Consider the following 18,289-nt stretch of genomic DNA (forward strand, 5'->3'; position numbering starts at 1 on the left):
GCCAGCCTTTTTTATTAAAGATTAATAATTTAGAAAAATAATGAATGATAAAATATTAAAAACTTTAGAATTTGCCAAAATTACTGAACAATTACAACAAATGGCGATTACTACACCAGCTAAAATGACAGCATTCAACTTACTGCCAAGTAATGATTTTGCTCAAGTTGAACTTAGTTTGAAGCAAACTCTTGCTGGTGCTGATATTTTGCGGGTTAAAGGGCAATTGCCATTGACAGATTTTGCTGATGTTACTGCAAGTACCAAGCGTTTGCGGATCAAGGCAAACTTAAACGCCAAGGAATTGGGTAATTTGTTATTAGTTTTGGCGCTTGCAAATGAAACAAATGAATTTTTTGGTGAAATTGATGAGGAAAAACTAGATTTAACCGCCATAGATTCTATTTTGGCACAATTAAATGTACCTCAAAGTTTGTATAACAAACTTAATCGTTCTCTAGATTTTGATGGAGAAGTTCTCGATACTGCTTCCAGCGAATTAGCCCATTTACGTCATGAAATCAAAAGCAATGATGCTGAAATTAAGCAGAGAATGGATGGCTATATCAAGGGTAGTAGCAGCAAGTATTTGTCAGAGCAGATTGTGACAATTCGTGATGAACGTTATGTTATTCCGGTCAAACAAGAATACCGCAATAAATTTGGCGGCGTTGTTCATGATCAAAGTGCCAGTGGACAAACGCTTTTTATTGAACCTAGTGCAGTTTTAAATCTCAATAATCGTCAGCAAAACCTTCTGGCACAAGAAAGAAGAGAAATCAGTCATATTCTGCGTAACTTGTCTGATCTAGTGCGACCGGAAGCTGATAGCATTGATACGATTGCTGGTGCTTTAGTTAAACTCGATTTTATTCAGGCAAAAGCGAAATTAGCTCATGCTATGAAAGCAACTGAGCCTAAGTTGACTGATGATCAGTCACTGGTGTTTTTACAAGCACGACATCCTTTAATTAATCCGGAAACAGTTATTGCCAATGATATCTGTCTGGGTGAAGATTACGATACTATGTTGATTACTGGTCCAAATACTGGTGGAAAGACGATTACATTAAAAACAGTGGGTATTTTACAGTTAATGGCACAATCAGGCCTGTTTATTCCTGCTGCAGAAGGAAGCAAAGCCGGTGTTTTTAAAGACATCTGCGCAGATATTGGGGATGAACAATCTATTGAGCAATCACTCAGTACCTTTTCTTCACATATTAATGGCATTGTCAAAATAATGAAAAAGGTCGATGCCAAGACACTGGTTTTGATTGATGAAATTGGTGCGGGAACGGACCCAGAAGAAGGCGCAAGTCTGGCAATCAGTATTTTGGACTTTTTACGGCAAAAGAAAGCTAAAATTATCGTTACTACCCATTACCCAGAACTGAAACTATATGGCTATAATCGTGAAAGAACAACTAATGCATCAATGGAGTTCGATCTAAAGACCTTGTCGCCAACATACCGTTTACAAATTGGTATTCCTGGTCACAGTAACGCATTTGCAATTGCGCGCAGATTAGGGATGCGCGAAGACGTGGTTAAAAAAGCACAGGGGCTAATGAGTGATGAAAACGTTGATATTAACCAAATGATTACTGAGTTAACGAAGCAAACTAAGGCTGCTTCAGATGCCCGCAGTCATTTAACTACCAGTCTTGATCGTGCTAAAAAGTTGGAAAAGACATTGCAGCAAGCACTCGATTGGTACAATCAACGTGTGCAAAAGCAGCTGGAATTTGCTCAGGAAAGAGCTAATGAAGTAGTTACCAAAAGCCGTAAAAAAGCTGATAAAATTATCGCACAACTTGAGCAGCAAAAAGGTAATGTTAAACAAAACGAAATTATTGCTGCCAAGGGTGAATTTAATCAGCTTGAACGACAAAACGAAAATCTGGCTCATAATCGTGTTCTGCAACGCGAAAAAAGAAGACACCATGTTAATGTAGGCGATCAGGTAAAAGTACTGTCTTATGGGCAAACTGGTACGATTACCAAAAAGTTGTCTGAACATGAATATGAGGTCCAGATGGGTATTATTAAGGTTAAAGTCAGTGATCGCGACATTGAAAAAAGCACTCAGCATGAAAAGCCGCAAACTCATTCGAAAGTGCGTGCAGTTAGTGCAAACAGGCGTAGCAATGCTAAAAGTGAGCTCGATTTGCGCGGTCAGCGTTATGATGAAGCAATGACTAATTTAGATCGCTATATTGACTCGGTGCTGTTAGCTGGTTTAGATGTTGTTACCATTATTCACGGCATAGGTACTGGTGCTATTAGAAAAGGCGTTTGGCAATATTTACGGACGAATAAGCATGTGAAAAGTTATAATTACGCCCCTGCAAACGAGGGCGGAAATGGTGCAACCATTGTGCATTTGCAATAATTTACTTTACTTGTAAAAAGTAAGTCTGGTTGCTATAATGAAAATATCAATAGAATAATGTTTTTCTCTAAAGGAGGTTTTTTCAATGGTTGATGAACTTACAGATCAAAACTTTGAAGAAGAAACAAAAGATGGTGTCGTGTTAACGGACTTTTGGGCAACCTGGTGTGGTCCGTGCAAAATGCAATCTCCGGTAGTTGATGAATTGGCTGAGGAGAGACAAGACGTTAAATTTACCAAAATGGATGTTGATCAAAACAAGGAAGTACCAAGCTCTTTGGGAGTTATGGCTATTCCGACTTTGCTAATCAAGAAAAACGGTGAAATTGTAGATCGCATTACGGGTTACACACCTAAAGCAAAATTGAGTCAAATTTTGGATCAATATACCAATTAAAAAATTCCTGCAACTGCAGGAATTTTTTTAATTGCTTTTTTCTTTTAATAGATCGCGAATTTCTTTCAAGTAATCTTCAGCGGTTGGGCCAGCTGGTTGTTTCTGGTCGTTATGTCTTATTACTTTATTGACAGCTTTAACTAGCAAAAAGACGATGAATGCAATAATCAAAAAGTTAATCACAGTATTGATAAATTCACCGTATTTAAAAGTAGCACCTCCGGCTTTAAATACCAGATTGGAAAGATCAATTCGTCCGATAAATAGACCCAAAAGGGGATTAATTAAATTGTTTACCAATGAATTAACAATGTTGGTAAAAGCTCCGCCGATGATTACACCAACAGCCAAATCGATAACGTTGCCCCGTTGAATAAATTCTTTAAATTCTCTAAGCATTTTGTTTCCTCCATTCTTACTTTAATAATATTGCAAAAATGGTAAAAAACTAAATTATTTGTTTCAAAGTACTTAATCAAATTTAGCGATTAATTTTACTATTTTTTTATGTTCATCAACCTTAATTTCGCATTCAGTAGTGCGACCAGTTTCTTTTTCAACTGCTTCTGCAATTATTCCTGCTTCAAGGGAAAATTCCTGATTACCACTGCTAATCCGATCGGCTACATTTTGTCCGGTTAATTTGAAAATTTTTTCACTATGATGGGCTCTTGCTTTTTCAATATTGCCAAATTCAGTAGTTGTAAAAAAGCTGGCTACATCTTCAAAGGACGCTAAGTCATATTTACGGGCTATGCGCTTGCCACCCCAATATAGAATTACATCATTGTCTTTGCCTAAGATCGTTGGCAGTAAAAAGTCACGATAAAGCTGATTTACAAAATAAACATGTTCATGTTGCTGGTTATTGTCTTGCATAAAGAAATTCATCCCTTTTATTTTCTTTTATTTTACCGTAAAATTGACTGAAGTATAAATTATTTAGGGAGTCTTTTAATATGGATAATCGACCAATTGGCTTATTAGATTCAGGAGTTGGCGGCTTAACGGTAGTCAAAAAAATAATTGCTAAAATGCCTCATGAATCAACTGTTTTCATTGGTGACAATGCTCATGTTCCCTATGGTGATAAGTCTAAGGCGGAAATTATTGCGCTAACAAAGCAAAGTGTTAATTTTTTATTAAGTAAAAACGTTAAACTAATTGTCTTTGCCTGCAATACTGCCACGGCAGTAGCTATGAATGCTATTCAAAAAGAGATTGAGCCGCAAATTATCGGCGTAATTCAATCGGGCGCTCTAGCGGCAGCGCAAGCTACTAAAAACAAAAACGTGGCAGTTGTGGCGACAAAAATGACTGTTAGTTTAAATGCATACCAAAAGGAGATTCAAAAGCGTGATTCCCAAATAGTTGTGCATGAAATAGCAGCCCCTCAGATTGTACCCCTAATTGAAGCTGATGCAAGTCATCAGGCGTATGTTTCTGCACTGCAAGAACTTTTGCTGCCAATCGACAAGCTGGACATAGATACTCTCGTTTTGGGATGTACGCACTATCCTATTATTCGCAGTGAGTTTGCACAATGTTTAAAACCAAATGTTCAAATTATTGATCCAGCTGACCAGGTAGCGCAATATACGTATAATGTGATGAAACGTGACGACCTTTTTGGCAGTAATTCTAATGATGGTGCGCACGAGTATTACACAACGGGGGACGTCAGAATGTTTAACGAATTGGGTAAAATAGTATTAGACGAGCAATACGTTAGTGCAAAACACCTTTAAGAAGAAAGGAGAAAAAATGGAAGTTTTATTTGCAACAACTAATCAGGGCAAGGTAAAAGAATTGAGAGCAGCTTTTAAAAAAGCTGCGCTTAACCTCACAGTTAAGACTAATGCCGATTTAGATAGGCCGCCAATTGTTGATGAGTACGGTACAACATTTGAGCAAAATGCTAAGCTAAAGGCACATGAATTAGCTGACTATAGTCAGCTGCTGACAATAGCGGATGACTCCGGCTTAATGGTTGATGCACTTGATGGTGCTCCTGGAGTTCACTCGGCGCGTTTTGCCGGCCCTGAGCATAATGATCAAAAGAATAATGCTAAATTACTGGCCGAGCTTGGTGGTGTGCCGTTAGCAAAAAGAACAGCTAGATTTAATACTACAATTGTAGTATCAATGCCAAGTCATTTTGAAAAAGATTTGGTTGTCTCAGGTCAATGTGAAGGCCTAATTTTACCAGCGCCTGAAGGTGAAGACGGCTTTGGCTATGATCCGCTTTTTTATGTACCGGAAAAGCAGAAAACTTTTGCCGAAATGACAACTGCAGAAAAAAATAGTCTTTCTCACCGAGGAAAAGCACTCGCCAAATTATTAAAGTGTTTACCAAACTGGCTCGCTCAGTTTGAATAAATATCTAAAAAACTGCTAAATATTATTTTTAATACTTTTTACTGGAAAAGTGTTAAAGACATTTATCAGTTTTTATTTTATTCTGCTAAAAGAACTTGGTTGCTTTGCAGGACGTTTAAATACTGCGTTAAGTATTTATCCTGCACTTCTTTTTCATAACCGGGTTTAACTTGAAAATGAACCACATAATTAACAGTTTGTGCTGTTTGCGTAGCGATGCCAATAATTTTAGGTTCTTGCACTAAAAAATTAATATCGGTACTCAATTTTTTGTTTACCTGTTCAATAAGACTATGAACTTTTGCAAAATCGTTATTAGCTTTTAGTTGGATTTCAATATCTAAGCCAATGCCACCGTGGGCTAAATTTTGTACGATTGAAATATTACGATTGGGGATGTAGATTAAAGAACCATCAGACCCTTTAAGTCTGGTAGTCCTTAATCCCAACTGAACCACTACTCCAGTTTGATTGTTGATTGAGACAATATCTCCTACGTCAAACTGGTCTTCACTTAAAATGAAGAAGCCGTTAACTAAATCGCTGACAAAGCCCTGGGCTCCCATCCCTAAAGCCAGAGAAAAGATACCAGCACTCGCAAGTAGCGTACCAATTGGAATACCTAGGATAGATAAAACAGCAAACAAGTAGAAAAAAATCACAGTGTATTCAAAGATACTGTTAATTAATGCAGTAACTGTTTGAGTTCTCTTATTTTGTTTTCTTTTACTATGCTCTAAATAATGTTTAATTATTTTTTTACCAACATGGTCGATCAGGTAAAAAACTAAAGCTGAAACTAGGAGCTGCCAAATAATTGTCAGAACTTGTTCTCCCAGCCTGTCCCAGTTAAACTTAAGCACGTTTTTATTGATTTGAAATATTTTATCCATAATAATTACCTTTCGTATATGCATATTAACTATAACAAAATATTACATATAGATTGAGATTGAAGCATTTTCATGCTAGACTTTTTTTAGGTATAGAATTGGAGGTAAAAGATGAAATTTTCTTATGGTGCATTAGCAGGTTTAATAGCCGCCATTGCATTATTAATTTTAGTACTTTTCACAATTCCAGTGCTTATACGTGCCGCAAAAGCGACTAGAGAAGCAGAAAAAACGATCCAGAGTGCTAACGAGTCAATTCAACAGGTCACTGGGGATGTAAATGATTTACTTCATCAAACCAGTGATTTGCTTGATAAAACTAATGTCTTGCTAGCAGATGTTAATGTTAAAATGAAAACTATTGATCCTGTTGTGCAAGCAGCAGCTGATTTAGGCGAAAGCGTTTCGGATGTCAACACATCTACCAGAAATATGGCAAAGCGTTTCAATAATTTTCATTGGAAACGTAACGGGTTGATGTCTTCTGCTTTAGCATCAGTGTTTGCACGGCATAAGCGGCGTAAAGGTGAAGATTAGTAAAAGGAGTTACTTTTATGAAAAATTTTGCAAATTTTGTTTTAGGTACTATTGTCGGAAGTGCTGTAGGGTTCCTAGCTGGTTCCTTATTAGTCAGTGATGAACAAATTGACGAACTGAAGAAAAAAGTTAAGAACAATGAAACTGTTCAAGACTTAAAGAAAAAATATGATAACGGTACTGAAATTGTAAAGAATCAACTGGCCTCATTCCCCAAGAATGTAGAAGATGATTCTGAACTGAAAGATTTTGATGATATCGTTATTGATAGTTCAAAAGATACTGATGTACAGCAAAAAGATCATGCTGCAGATGTAGCTGATGACTTGCACCATGCAGAGGGTCCAGATGATTTTAATCACTCGGAACCCTCAGACCCAAAGCCTGAAGGCCCTGCAGATGCACCTGCTGATCCATATTCTAGACCATAAACACGATTTTAGTAAAATGGCACTGACAGAAAATAAAATCTGTCAGTGCCATTTTTATGCAATAAATAAAGTGAGTTTATTTAAAGAGGTAAAACTTTTAGTTCCTTACTTGTATGAGTAAATGGTTCATAGCCGTTTTTAGTTACAACACCACAATCTTCGATTCTGACCCCCGCTACATTAGGAATATAGATACCAGGTTCAATTGAAAAACACATACCCTCTTCAATGATCAAATCGTTGCCTTGAACAATTGAAGGGTATTCGTGTACTTCTTTACCAATGCCGTGACCCAAACGGTGAATAAAGTATTCACCATAGCCCGCTTTAGTAATAATATCACGAGCAACACTATCTAATTCAGAAGCTGTCATTCCCGGTCTCACTGCGTCAATTGCAGCTTGTTGAGCTTCGCGATCAATTTCGTAAATTTCTTTTTCTTTGGCTGTTGGTTCGCCATAAGCAACTGTTCTGCTGGAATCAGAAGCATAACCGTTGTGCATAGTACCAAGATCAAATAACACCAATTCATTTGGCTTGACTTTATTCATAGTAGGACCTAAATGAGGATTAGCGGCGTTGGCACCGGCTTGTACAATGGTTTCAAAACTTTCATGCATTACGCCTTTTTGTACCTTTAGCTGATATTCAATCTGACCAGCAATATACCTTTCAGTAACACCTTCCTTAATGGCGTCAAAACCAATTTGAAAAGCAAAGTCTGCCTCACGGCCAGCGGCTTGCAATTGCTTTATTTCTTCAGGAGTTTTGTAGAGACGAATTTTTGCAACAAAATTAGAAACATCACCGTCAAAATTAGCATCTGGAAATTGCTCATGGATGAATTGATAATGGGAAACAGAGAGGTTATTTTTTTCTAAAGCCCATTTTTGGTATTCTTTGGTTCTGCTTTTCACTTTGTCAGCAATAATTGCCCAGGGATCTTCTGAGTCAAGATAACCATATACATCACCGTTCCAAGCTGAATTTTTAGCTTCTTCAACATTTAAAGCTGGAACAAAGACGAACGGATCTTGATCTTTAAATGCTAAAAGGGCAAAGATTCGTTCATGTGGCTCCATGTCATATCCTGTAAAGTAAGCAATTGTCGTTGGATTAGAAATGTAGGCAACATCGCAATTGGTACTTTGCAGCCATTCTTGTAATTTAGTTAAGTTCATAGCTTCTTCCTTCCATCTTGATTTTATGATTAAAATCAGTATATCATGTTCTAGACCTGAAAAAATGAAAGAATAGTTGTAAACGTTTGCAATTTATGGGAAAGAATGATAAATTTTATTCTAGTAATTTTAAGATGGGGGAACCAAAATGCGAAAACAGGATATTACAATTTATGATGTTGCTCGTGAGGCTAAAGTTTCAATGGCTACTGTCTCACGAGTTGTTAACGGCAATACAAATGTGCGTAAAGACACTCGCGAACGGGTTATGAAGGTAATCAACCGGTTGCATTACCAGCCAAATGCGGTAGCACAAGGACTGGCATCTAAAAGAACCACCACTGTTGGTTTAATCGTGCCGGATTTAACTAATCTTTATTTTGCGGAATTGTCAAAAGGAATTGATGATATTGCGCTTTTATATAAGTACAACATTATTATCACCAGTATTGAAAACCGTTTAATGAGAGAAGATCAGGCAATTCAGGGATTGCTTAATAAGCAGGTCGATGGTGTGATTTACATGTCAGACAATTTGCCGGAAGAGGCAGTTGAGGCTTTTAAGCGGACTGATACGCCAGTAGTTTTAGCTGGTACTAAAGATAGTCGCAGTGAATTTCCATCAGTTGCGATTGATTATCAAAAGGCCGATACAGAAGCTTTAAACCTTCTGTATAATGATGGCAGGAGAAATTTGGCCTTAGTCTTAGGCAATCCAGATACTGTAGTTAGCGCTGAAAATAGAATTCCGGCTTACAAAAAATTTATGGCTGATCACGGTTTAGGTGAAGGTCATATCTATACTAAGATTAAAGACCATTCTGATGGCTATAATTTATTATCCCAACTGGAGCAGGACGGTATTGATGGCGTGATTGTCAGTCGTGATGTCACTGCAGTGGGAATTTTGAATTCTGCTATTGATGCTGGTAAAAAAGTGCCGGAAGATTTAGAAATAATTACAGCCAGCGCAACTCAAATTGCTTCAGTTGTGCGCCCAGCGTTAACAGCCATTCGTCAGCCGCTTTATGATATTGGAGCGGTGGCAATGAGAATGTTGACTAAATTGATGAATAATGAAGAAGTGCCAGAGAAGCAAATTGAGCTTTCTTATGAGATATTGAAAAAGCAAAGTACTACAAATGAATAATATTATTCACACAAAAAGTGTTGCAGTTAATTATGCAGCACTTTTTTAGTAGTTATTTTTTTAATTTGCTTGATCTTCTGCCACGTGTTTAACGTCTTTGCTGGTTGCAGCTGTAAATAAGGAGTTAAAGCAATATTTGAATAACGGCTCATTCGCGGCAAGCGGCGATAATTTTGCCAATTTGCGTCGTCAAAGAAACCATAGAAAAGAATATCACGTGCTTTGATCCAACCTTGTGATGTAAATAGCCATAAACTCTTAGGACTACCATTAAAATTCTGGATTTTAAAAAGAGTATTTGCCGGTAGCAATTTTTTTGTTTTGGCTTGATTATCAGGGTAACGATAAATTCGAACATCTTTTTGCGGTTTAGCAATAATTTGCTTACTTTGATAAGGTGCAATATCTGCTGGTCTTAAGTCCATGTTGACAAACTCAGCTGAGATAAATGTTTGATTTGCAATCTGATAATAAAGTTGATTATGCGCCCTGACACCATACATTACTTCAAATTTTTGTCCCGGATAAACATATTTATTTTGCATTTTCTGTACATAAGGGTTCATCATGGTCTTGGCTTTCTTTTTGCCAAAATAGCTGCCTTTGCGGTGGATAGCATACTTTTTGGTGCCTTCCTTAGCCAGCTTGTACTTAAATCCGGTGCTGGGAAAATTGGTTACCACGCCATCGACATTTTTATTAATCAACCATTGCCATAGATCGGGCGATTCGTCCATTTCTGTCCACACAAAAACCTGTTTATTTAACTGGTGTAACCAATGTATCAGCCAGGAATGATTTAAAATCAAGTCGGAGGAAACATTGACAGCATTGACTTGCGGCAAATTACTAAAATTTATTCGTTTAAGACTGCCGACGATTAGAATTAAGTAGGCATCGGGCATAATTTTACGAAAATGAAACAAACTGGCTGCAGAAAATGAATGAATCATTATTCTTTTTTCCATATGATATTTCTTCACAGTGGCGGCAATCTGATCTTCTAATTCATAAGAAGGATCAAGTCCATGGTCAATTTTAGTTTCAAGAATAAATTTGGTATTAGGCTTTTTTTGATAATATTCAAATAGCTCTGGTAAGCTCAGCACATGTTCACCATTGTCATAGGTCAATTGTCTAAGTGCCTGCCAATAATTTTGTGATACAATTGCATGTGTATGGGTCACTCGAAATAGGTCATCATCATGTGATACAACTAGTTCACCGTCTGCAGAAAGGCGCAGGTCAAGTTCAACGTAGTCTGCACCTGAATTAAAGGCAGAGTTGTCACTTTGAATAGTTTCTTCAGGATATTTGCTGGGGTCTCCGCGATGGCCGACCACAGTGAAACCACTAGTTATGATAAATATGATGCTAAAAATGAGAGCCTTAAACAGTTGGCTTTGATATTTCATGTGTACACCTCTGTTGTTAATTACAATAGCATGGTTGCACATTTTTTGCTATATGTCACAGATTTAATTTATACGGGGAATATTGATGAATAAGCAACAATATGAAGAATTAGATTTAATTGAAGAAATTGTGCGCAATGACGGCAGCAAGTATTTTGAAATTTCTAATATTGATCAGAATGGTATAGCAGAACTTGCAGCTGACAGAGGAAAAATTAAGAGTGTTCGTATTTTACAATTAAATATTCCACGTACTAAAGCCCTTGTTACTTATGAAGAATATATCAATCAGAACTATAAGCTTGAGACTTTGACAAACGAAAATGATTGGAAAAATCCGGATTGGGTAGAATGGCAAAAGCCTAAGGGAAAAGTTCTAGACGCCTATAACATAGTTTTAAAGTCGAATCAAATTGGATAGAGAGCAAGGATAATGGAAAAAATTCGCATTTTACATACTAATGACTTACACTCACATTTCGAACATTTTCCCAAAATTGGCCGGTATTTGCGGGAAGCTCAAAAAGATCAAACTGTCGACCAGGTGTTTACTTTTGATGCTGGAGACTTCATGGACCGCTCACATCCTTTGACTGATGCAACTTATGGCCAGGCTAATATTCAATTAATGAATTCTTTTCATTACGACGCAATTACTATTGGTAACAATGAAGGTATTTCCAATTCCCACGCTGTAGTAGAAAGACTATTTGATCATGCCGATTTTCCCGTTATTTTAGCCAATTTGCGTGAAGAAGATGAATCTCTGCCTCACTGGGCAGTTCAGGATAAAATCTTAACTACAAAAAAGGGAACACGCATCGGTCTCATCGGTCTGACTGCCGCATACCCACTTTCTTATGAACCTAATCACTGGCACGTCAAAATGCTGAAAGAAACAATGGATAAGGTTTTGCCACAAATAAAAGGCCACTATGACGTGTTAATTTTAATAACTCATATTGGCTTAGATATGGATACCTTTTTAGCCAAAAATTATCCAGAAATTGATTTGATTGTGGGAGGCCATAGCCACGACTTGCTTCCCCATGGTAAAGAAGTTAAGGGTGTCTGGATTACTCAAACCGGTAAATGGGGCAACTATGTAGGCAATACGTATATGGAAATTGATGACAATCACCATGTACGCAAGATTACGCCGCACGTTGAACCAACCAGTTTGATGAAGTCTCATTCAGCTGATGAAGACACTATTTTAGGATACAGGCAAAAGGGCAAAGAAATTTTGAGTCGAGAACTTGTTGCTGATTTGCCCGAAAAATATGATGGTGACCGTGAAGCTGCAATCCAAGTTTCAATGAATGCAATTGCTCATTTTGCAGGAACCGATTTGGCAATGCTCAGCTCGGGTCTTTTCTTAACCCCTTTTAAAAAAGGCATTATCACTAAATATGATTTGCAAAAGTCTTTACCGCATTCAATGCATGTAGTGCGTTCTACTTTAAGAGGCAGTGATCTATGGCGCCTAATTATGGAAATTGAAAAAAACCGACATTTTTTAGATCAATTCCCTTTGCAGGGAATGAGTTTTCGGGGGAAAATATTTGGTCAAATGCATTATAAGGGTATTAAATTTGACCCTATGAGTAGAGTAGTCTTCGTCAACGGCAAAGAAGTTGATCCATACCAGGAATATCAAATTGCTGTTTTGGATCATTATGTTTTGGTGCCGTTTTTTCCAACTCTGGCAATCGTGGGCGACAATGACTTTTTGTTTCCACAATTCTTGCGTGAGGTGATTGGAGACTATTTGGCACAAAAATACCCTATAACTGGAAGTGAAAATAATAGTGAAAAAAATAAACAGTAATCAACTACAAGAAAATAAATTTGACCAGGAGCAGCCTCTGCGCCATCCCCTGGCAGCAGTGGCTTTGGATAATGAGCAGTTAAAAATTAACAAACAATTGTACCAGGTAATAGTTAATAAGGATGATGCTCTGGATCTTGAACTTTTGCGGCAAAAATACGACCCATATCTTGATCAATATGATTTTATTGTAGGAGACTTGTCTAGTGATCATTTGCGTTTGAAAGGTTTCTACCAGGATAATGCTCAGGCTGCTATTGATCGTAAAAAACAAACAATTGCGGATTATTTGCTTGAATATTGTAATCCCGGCAGTCCGTATTTTATCTTGCAGTTGTTAAGTCCAGTACATCATTATCATAATAATAAAAGAAAAAGGCGACTAAATTCGTTTAAAAATCGGGGACAAAATATACACAGAAAGAAGCTTTACAAATCGTTTAAGAGTTACCATGTTCGCCAACCTAAGATAAAGAAGCCCGAAACAGTGGCAATAAAAAAAGAGCGTGCGAATAACCATTCTTTTGTAATCAAAAAAAGGAAGGGCAGCAAATAAGTGAGAGATTACCGTTTATTTTTAATTGATCTTGATGGCACCATTTATCGGGGCAAGGAAACTATTGCTGCAGGTGTTCGTTTTGTTAAGCGCCTTGAACAGGCACATAAAAGCTATATTTTTTTGACTAATAATACTACTCGTACGCCACAAATGGTGGTGGATAAGCTTAAAACGCATGGCATTAAAACCGATGTTGCGCACATTTATACTCCTTGCATGGCAACGGTAAGTTATATTTTAAACCGTGAAAAGAAGCGGCAAAGTAAAATCGGTATTTATATAATAGGTCAAATTGGTTTATGGCGTGAATTTTTGCAAAATTCTGCTTTTGAAGTCACTGATTTTAATCCTGAATACGTGATTGTGGGGATGGATACGGACTTGACTTATCATAAAATTCAAGTGGCTGCTACTGCAATTAGGAATGGTGCTACTTTTATTGGGACTAACGCAGATTTAAATTTGCCTAGTGAAAAAGGTTTATTGCCCGGTAATGGTTCTCAGTGTGCGATGATTGCGGCTTCAAGTGGCCATAAACCATTTTTTATCGGCAAGCCTTCTTCCGTGATTATTGATATGCTGTTAGCTAAACTACAGTTTTCTAAAGAAGATGCACTTTTAGTAGGTGATAACTACGATACTGATATCAAGGCGGGTTTTAACAGTCATGTTGACCAATTGCTGGTAACGACGGGTATTACAAAATTGGCTGACATTGAAGGCAAAAGGCAGCCGACAATTTTAGTTGACAGTTTGGATCAGGTTAAATTATGAGCAAAAGAAATAATATATTAACTATTATTTATCATTTTATTTTTGCTATTTCTACTAGTGTGGTGACAGCTCTTGTTGCAAGTTGGCCACTGTTATTCGTATTTGTATTAGTGCAAAAAACAAATAAAACAGTCAATTTATCGATTGAACAAGTGATGAATAGTTATAATCAGTTGTTGTGGTACCTCATTTGGCCATTTAAGCGTAAGCTGCACATGCGTGATTTTCATACGTCTGCAATGGCTGCCAGGCATTTTGCTGATGTCAAAAAATTATTTGTTTTGGCGATCGTTGCCTTCTTGTGCTGTTTAATCATATATTTTTGGTGTAAAAGACAAAATCAAAAATTTTTGCGCTTAAATAAGATTTGGGCGTTATTATTTTTACTATTGCCGATTGCCGTTTTACCGTTTGCTTTGGCAAATTTTGATAACTTTTTTATTACATTTCATCATTTGTTTTTTGCTGGCAGCAATACTTGGCTATTTGATCCCGCTACAGATCCGATTATTAATGTGCTCACAGAAGGCTTTTTTGCTTCTTGTTTTGCGATTGCCGGTATCGTCTATGAATTGTATTTTGCAGATAAATTATTACAAAAATAAAAAGGAGTCCTTAATGGATCTCCTTTTTGTTTTTAATCCGCTTTTTTAACGATACTATAAGAAGCGGCAGAACCGAGATTATAATTATTGCAAGTATTAACATTGAGAAATGATTTTTGACAAAAGGGATGTTGCCAAAGAAGGCACCAAGTATTGTGAACAAACCACTCCAAAATATTCCGCCAACTACGTTATATAAGGCAAACTTGCCATAATGCATGTTACTTCCACCCGAAATGAACGGGACAAAAGTTCTGATGAAAGGGATAAATCTGCCAATAACAATAGTGATTGGTCCATGCCGCTCAAAAAAGTTTTCAGCAGCCGTCCGATTTTTTTGATTGATTAAGCTATTAAACCAGGTATGCTTGGAACCTTGTCTGACTGACCAGGCGCCTATTTCATAATTACAGGCATCGCCTAGTATTGCTGCCAGCAGCACTGCAAAATAAATCCACCAGATATTTAGCTTGTATGCAGGATTAACTGCTAAAGAACTGGCAGCAAAAATTAATGAATCACCTGGTAAAAAGGGAAATATAACTAATCCAGTTTCGATAAAAATAATGGCAAAGATAATCAAATACGTCCAATTGCCAAACTGATTGACTATTTCAATCAGATGGTGATCGATATGCAAGATAAAATTGATTACTGTCATAAACATCTCCTAAATGCTGGTTGAATGTATTGTTAAGGTCTTTTCAGGGAAAAGCTTACGCATAATTGTAGTAATTGCAATTTGTGCTTCTCCAAAGCCCAGTCCAATAAGTGGGACTCGGCCAGAATAAGTAGTGACATCGCCTATTGCATAAATACCAGGTATATTGGTTTCCATAGAGCGAGAAACTTCTATTTGGTTATTAACTAAATTAACACCCCATTTTTTTACAAACTGATTATTAGCTCGAAAGCCGTAGCCAACGATTATTTGATCAAATTGCTCGTCAGTAATAGCGTTACTTCCAATTTTTTTCAAGCTAATATTAAGTTGATTATCTCTAATTTCAATTGATTTAGGAAGATAAGGGGTCTTTATTTCAACATTTTTTAAACTTTTTAGTTTGGTGACACTTGATTCGAGACCGCGAAATTCATTTCTTCTATGAACTAGTTTGATTTTGGCAGCCGATTGACTTGCTAATTCAATTGCCCAGTCAAGAGCTGAATCGCCACCACCGAAGACACCTACTTTTTGATGAGCAAAATCCTGGGGATCTTTAACATAATAGTGAATCCTTTTTTCAATTGCCTCATTCGTTTTTAGTGGAAATTTTTTAGGACTGAAAACCCCAGTCCCAGTGGCAATAATGACGCTTCTAACAGAATAGTCGTCATCGATAACAAATTCATTGTTGCTTTGCTCAATGGCTCTAACTGGATGATTTAAAACAAATGTTGTATGTTGTCTGGCATCATTTTGTAATTTGGTAATTAATTCATGAGCTAAAATAGAACTGTAAGCTGGTATATCCAAAATTTCTTTAAAAGGATAAAGTAGTTTTGGTTGCCCGCCAACCTCAGCTAGTGAATCAAAAATTATTGTATTTAGACCATGAAGATGAGCAAAATTGGCACAGAATAACCCTACGGGTCCCGCTCCTATAATTGCTAAATCAAATTTTTTTATTTTGAAAACTCCCCTCTAATCGTTGATATGACAACTTTATCATGAATAAAGAAGATAGTCACTTGAATAATTTGCAAAAAAGACTTGCAAAAAAGAAAAATACTTGCTAGTATTAATAACTGTCGTCGGGCAATGAGCCGCAAGGCGCGAGCACGAAGACAGGGTTAAAAAAATCAAGCAAAAGCAGTTGACAAAAGTCAATTGTTTTAGTAAGATAATAAACGCTGTCCGGTAAGACGGCAAAACAAGTCAGAAAAAAGTGCTTGACAAAAGCAAAAGAATCTGGCAAAATAAAAAAGCTGCTTTAGCAGCAGGTAGTACCTTGAAAACTGAACAATGTTTTCGCAAAAATGTGCGGGTTTAAAGAACCCAAAACAAAAGAGCGAAGTCAATTTCGCAAGCAAATAAATCCGAGATGCGAATCTTGGAACGAATGAGCAAACATTCAAACAAACATTTAAAAAATGAGAGTTTGATCCTGGCTCAGGACGAACGCTGGCGGCGTGCCTAATACATGCAAGTCGAGCGAGCAATTTTGACGGAATACTTCGGTAGGAAGTCAGAAGCGCGAGCGGCGGATGGGTGAGTAACACGTGGGCAACCTGCCCTTTAGCTTGGGATACCACTTGGAAACAGGTGCTAATACCAAATAAGCAGCAAGAGCGCATGCTCAAGCTGAGAAAGGCGGCTTTCGAGCTGTCACTAAAGGATGGCGCGCGGTGCATTAGCTAGTTGGTAAGGTAACGGCCTACCAAGGCGATGATGCATAGCCGAGTTGAGAGACTGACCGGCCACATTGGGACTGAGACACGGCTCAAACTCCTACGGGAGGCAGCAGTAGGAATCTTCCACAATGGACGCAAGTCTGATGGAGCAACGCCGCGTGAGTGAAGAAGGTTTTCGGATCGTAAAGCTCTGTTGTTGGTGAAGAAGGACAAGGAAAGCAACTGATCTTTGTTTGACGGTAATCAACCAGAAAGTCACGGCTAACTACGTGCCAGCAGCCGCGGTAATACGTAGGTGGCAAGCGTTGTCCGGATTTATTGGGCGTAAAGCGAACGCAGGCGGGAAGATAAGTCAGCTGTGAAAGCCCCCAGCTTAACTGGGGAACTGCAGCTGAAACTATGTTTCTTGAGTGCAGAAGAGGAGAGTGGAACTCCATGTGTAGCGGTGGAATGCGTAGATATATGGAAGAACACCAGTGGCGAAGGCGGCTCTCTGGTCTGTAACTGACGCTGAGGTTCGAAAGCATGGGTAGCGAACAGGATTAGATACCCTGGTAGTCCATGCCGTAAACGATGAGTGCTAAGTGTTGGGAGGTTTCCGCCTCTCAGTGCTGCAGCTAACGCATTAAGCACTCCGCCTGGGGAGTACGACCGCAAGGTTAAAACTCAAAGGAATTGACGAGGCGCACAAGCGGTGGAGCATGTGGTTTAATTCGAAGCAACGCGAAGAACCTTACCAGGTCTTGACATCTAGTGCCAGTCCTAGAGATAGGATGTTTCCTTCGGGAACACTAAGACAGGTGGTGCATGGCTGTCGTCAGCTCGTGTCGTGAGATGTTGGGTTAAGTCCCGCAACGAGCGCAACCCTTATTATTAGTTGCCAGCATTAAGTTGGGCACTCTAATGAGACTGCCGGTGACAAACCGGAGGAAGGTGGGGACGACGTCAAGTCATCATGCCCCTTATGACCTGGGCTACACACGTGCTACAATGGTTAGTACAACGAGCAGCGAACCTGCAAAGGCAAGCGAATCTCTGAAAGCTAATCTCAGTTCGGATTGCACTCTGCAACTCGAGTGCATGAAGCTGGAATCGCTAGTAATCGCGGATCAGCACGCCGCGGTGAATACGTTCCCGAGCCTTGTACACACCGCCCGTCACACCATGAGAGTCTGTAATGCCCAAAGCCGGTGGGATAACCTGCAAAGGAGTCAGCCGTCTAAGGCAGGACAGATGATTAGGGTGAAGTCGTAACAAGGTAGCCGTAGGAGAACCTGCGGCTGGATCACCTCCTTTCTAAGGAAAAGGGAGCCGAGACGGAGAGTAGAAATACTAAGAGAAGTCCGGCAAAGGCACATGAGTAGGGAAGACATTGTTTAGTTTTGAG

The 18,289-nt window shown here is 38.3% G+C and carries 19 protein-coding genes and 1 rRNA gene; 13 read left to right on the forward strand and 7 right to left on the reverse strand.

The features are described 5' to 3' along the window. Positions 1-40: 40 nt before the first annotated feature. Both LDX54_RS02245 and trxA read left to right on the forward strand, forming a co-directional pair. Positions 41-2,395: an endonuclease MutS2 gene (locus tag LDX54_RS02245; protein WP_265666999.1), complete on the forward strand. Its 2,355-nt coding sequence runs from the start codon at positions 41-43 to the stop codon at positions 2,393-2,395. 85 nt (positions 2,396-2,480) lie between these two features. Then, complete coding sequence (gene trxA, locus LDX54_RS02250; protein WP_046324452.1) at positions 2,481-2,792, forward strand: thioredoxin; 312 nt, start codon at positions 2,481-2,483, stop codon at positions 2,790-2,792. Between the two features lie 27 nt (positions 2,793-2,819). Here trxA and mscL read toward each other — a convergent pair whose 3' ends face one another. After that, a complete protein-coding gene (mscL, locus tag LDX54_RS02255) occupies positions 2,820-3,191 on the reverse strand; it encodes a large-conductance mechanosensitive channel protein MscL (protein WP_265666998.1) in 372 nt (123 codons plus the stop codon). Positions 3,192-3,263: 72 nt separating this feature from the next. Then, positions 3,264-3,671 carry a DUF2507 domain-containing protein gene (locus LDX54_RS02260; RefSeq protein ID WP_174795213.1) on the reverse strand — a complete coding sequence of 136 codons (408 nt, stop codon included), beginning with the start codon at positions 3,669-3,671 and terminating at the stop codon, positions 3,264-3,266. 80 nt (positions 3,672-3,751) lie between these two features. Here LDX54_RS02260 and murI point away from each other — a divergent pair, with 80 nt between their 5' ends. Beyond that, entirely contained in the window at positions 3,752-4,540 is a 789-nt protein-coding gene (gene murI / locus LDX54_RS02265) for a glutamate racemase (protein ID WP_265666997.1), read from the forward strand. Between the two features lie 16 nt (positions 4,541-4,556). Beyond that, complete coding sequence (locus tag LDX54_RS02270; protein ID WP_265666996.1) at positions 4,557-5,171, forward strand: XTP/dITP diphosphatase; 615 nt, start codon at positions 4,557-4,559, stop codon at positions 5,169-5,171. A gap of 77 nt (positions 5,172-5,248) precedes the next feature. On the opposite strand, the gene LDX54_RS02275 is transcribed toward LDX54_RS02270, so the two are convergent. Beyond that, entirely contained in the window at positions 5,249-6,064 is an 816-nt protein-coding gene (locus tag LDX54_RS02275) for a mechanosensitive ion channel family protein (protein WP_046324456.1), read from the reverse strand. A 111-nt stretch (positions 6,065-6,175) separates the two neighbouring features. On the opposite strand from LDX54_RS02275, the gene LDX54_RS02280 reads away from it, so the two are divergent. Next, positions 6,176-6,601 (forward strand): DUF948 domain-containing protein, encoded by a 426-nt coding sequence (locus tag LDX54_RS02280; RefSeq protein ID WP_046324457.1) that lies wholly within the window; start codon positions 6,176-6,178, stop codon positions 6,599-6,601. Between the two features lie 17 nt (positions 6,602-6,618). Then, positions 6,619-7,032, forward strand: a complete 414-nt coding sequence (locus tag LDX54_RS02285; protein ID WP_046324458.1) for a YtxH domain-containing protein — start codon at positions 6,619-6,621, stop codon at positions 7,030-7,032. An 80-nt stretch (positions 7,033-7,112) separates the two neighbouring features. Here the strand turns inward: LDX54_RS02285 and LDX54_RS02290 are convergent, their stop codons facing one another. Beyond that, complete coding sequence (locus LDX54_RS02290) at positions 7,113-8,213, reverse strand: Xaa-Pro peptidase family protein (RefSeq protein WP_265666995.1); 1,101 nt, start codon at positions 8,211-8,213, stop codon at positions 7,113-7,115. 148 nt (positions 8,214-8,361) lie between these two features. Between LDX54_RS02290 and LDX54_RS02295 the strand changes: the two genes are divergently transcribed. Further along, positions 8,362-9,363: a substrate-binding domain-containing protein gene (locus tag LDX54_RS02295; protein ID WP_265666994.1), complete on the forward strand. Its 1,002-nt coding sequence runs from the start codon at positions 8,362-8,364 to the stop codon at positions 9,361-9,363. Positions 9,364-9,389: 26 nt separating this feature from the next. Here the strand turns inward: LDX54_RS02295 and LDX54_RS02300 are convergent, their stop codons facing one another. Further along, positions 9,390-10,778 carry a glycerophosphodiester phosphodiesterase gene (locus LDX54_RS02300; protein ID WP_265666993.1) on the reverse strand — a complete coding sequence of 463 codons (1,389 nt, stop codon included), beginning with the start codon at positions 10,776-10,778 and terminating at the stop codon, positions 9,390-9,392. An 85-nt stretch (positions 10,779-10,863) separates the two neighbouring features. Between LDX54_RS02300 and LDX54_RS02305 the strand changes: the two genes are divergently transcribed. Genes LDX54_RS02305 through LDX54_RS02325 form a run of 5 tightly spaced genes read left to right on the forward strand, consistent with a single transcriptional unit; the run spans position 10,864 to position 14,547 of the window. After that, the gene (locus LDX54_RS02305; RefSeq protein ID WP_110445691.1) at positions 10,864-11,199 is read left to right on the forward strand and encodes a hypothetical protein; all 336 of its coding nucleotides are present in this window, start codon (positions 10,864-10,866) and stop codon (positions 11,197-11,199) included. 12 nt (positions 11,200-11,211) lie between these two features. Continuing rightward, positions 11,212-12,609 carry a bifunctional UDP-sugar hydrolase/5'-nucleotidase gene (locus tag LDX54_RS02310; protein WP_265666992.1) on the forward strand — a complete coding sequence of 466 codons (1,398 nt, stop codon included), beginning with the start codon at positions 11,212-11,214 and terminating at the stop codon, positions 12,607-12,609. Then, entirely contained in the window at positions 12,590-13,165 is a 576-nt protein-coding gene (locus LDX54_RS02315) for a YutD family protein (RefSeq protein ID WP_046324464.1), read from the forward strand. Before LDX54_RS02310 ends, LDX54_RS02315 begins: the two co-directional genes overlap by 20 nt. Then, on the forward strand, positions 13,166-13,942 hold the full coding sequence (locus LDX54_RS02320; RefSeq protein WP_265666991.1) for a TIGR01457 family HAD-type hydrolase: 777 nt from the start codon (positions 13,166-13,168) through the stop codon (positions 13,940-13,942). Continuing rightward, positions 13,939-14,547 (forward strand): TIGR01906 family membrane protein, encoded by a 609-nt coding sequence (locus LDX54_RS02325; RefSeq protein WP_265666990.1) that lies wholly within the window; start codon positions 13,939-13,941, stop codon positions 14,545-14,547. Before LDX54_RS02320 ends, LDX54_RS02325 begins: the two co-directional genes overlap by 4 nt. A gap of 10 nt (positions 14,548-14,557) precedes the next feature. Here LDX54_RS02325 and LDX54_RS02330 read toward each other — a convergent pair whose 3' ends face one another. Together LDX54_RS02330 and LDX54_RS02335 are read right to left on the reverse strand one after the other, a co-directional pair. Further along, on the reverse strand, positions 14,558-15,208 hold the full coding sequence (locus tag LDX54_RS02330; RefSeq protein ID WP_046324467.1) for a VTT domain-containing protein: 651 nt from the start codon (positions 15,206-15,208) through the stop codon (positions 14,558-14,560). 9 nt (positions 15,209-15,217) lie between these two features. Beyond that, positions 15,218-16,177: an NAD(P)/FAD-dependent oxidoreductase gene (locus tag LDX54_RS02335; protein ID WP_265667663.1), complete on the reverse strand. Its 960-nt coding sequence runs from the start codon at positions 16,175-16,177 to the stop codon at positions 15,218-15,220. Positions 16,178-16,637: 460 nt separating this feature from the next. On the opposite strand from LDX54_RS02335, the gene LDX54_RS02340 reads away from it, so the two are divergent. Continuing rightward, a 16S ribosomal RNA gene (locus tag LDX54_RS02340) occupies positions 16,638-18,198 on the forward strand. The last annotated feature ends 91 nt before the right edge of the window (positions 18,199-18,289 follow it).

The organism is Lactobacillus sp. IBH004 (genome assembly GCF_026185255.2).
Classification (GTDB): domain Bacteria; phylum Bacillota; class Bacilli; order Lactobacillales; family Lactobacillaceae; genus Lactobacillus; species Lactobacillus melliventris.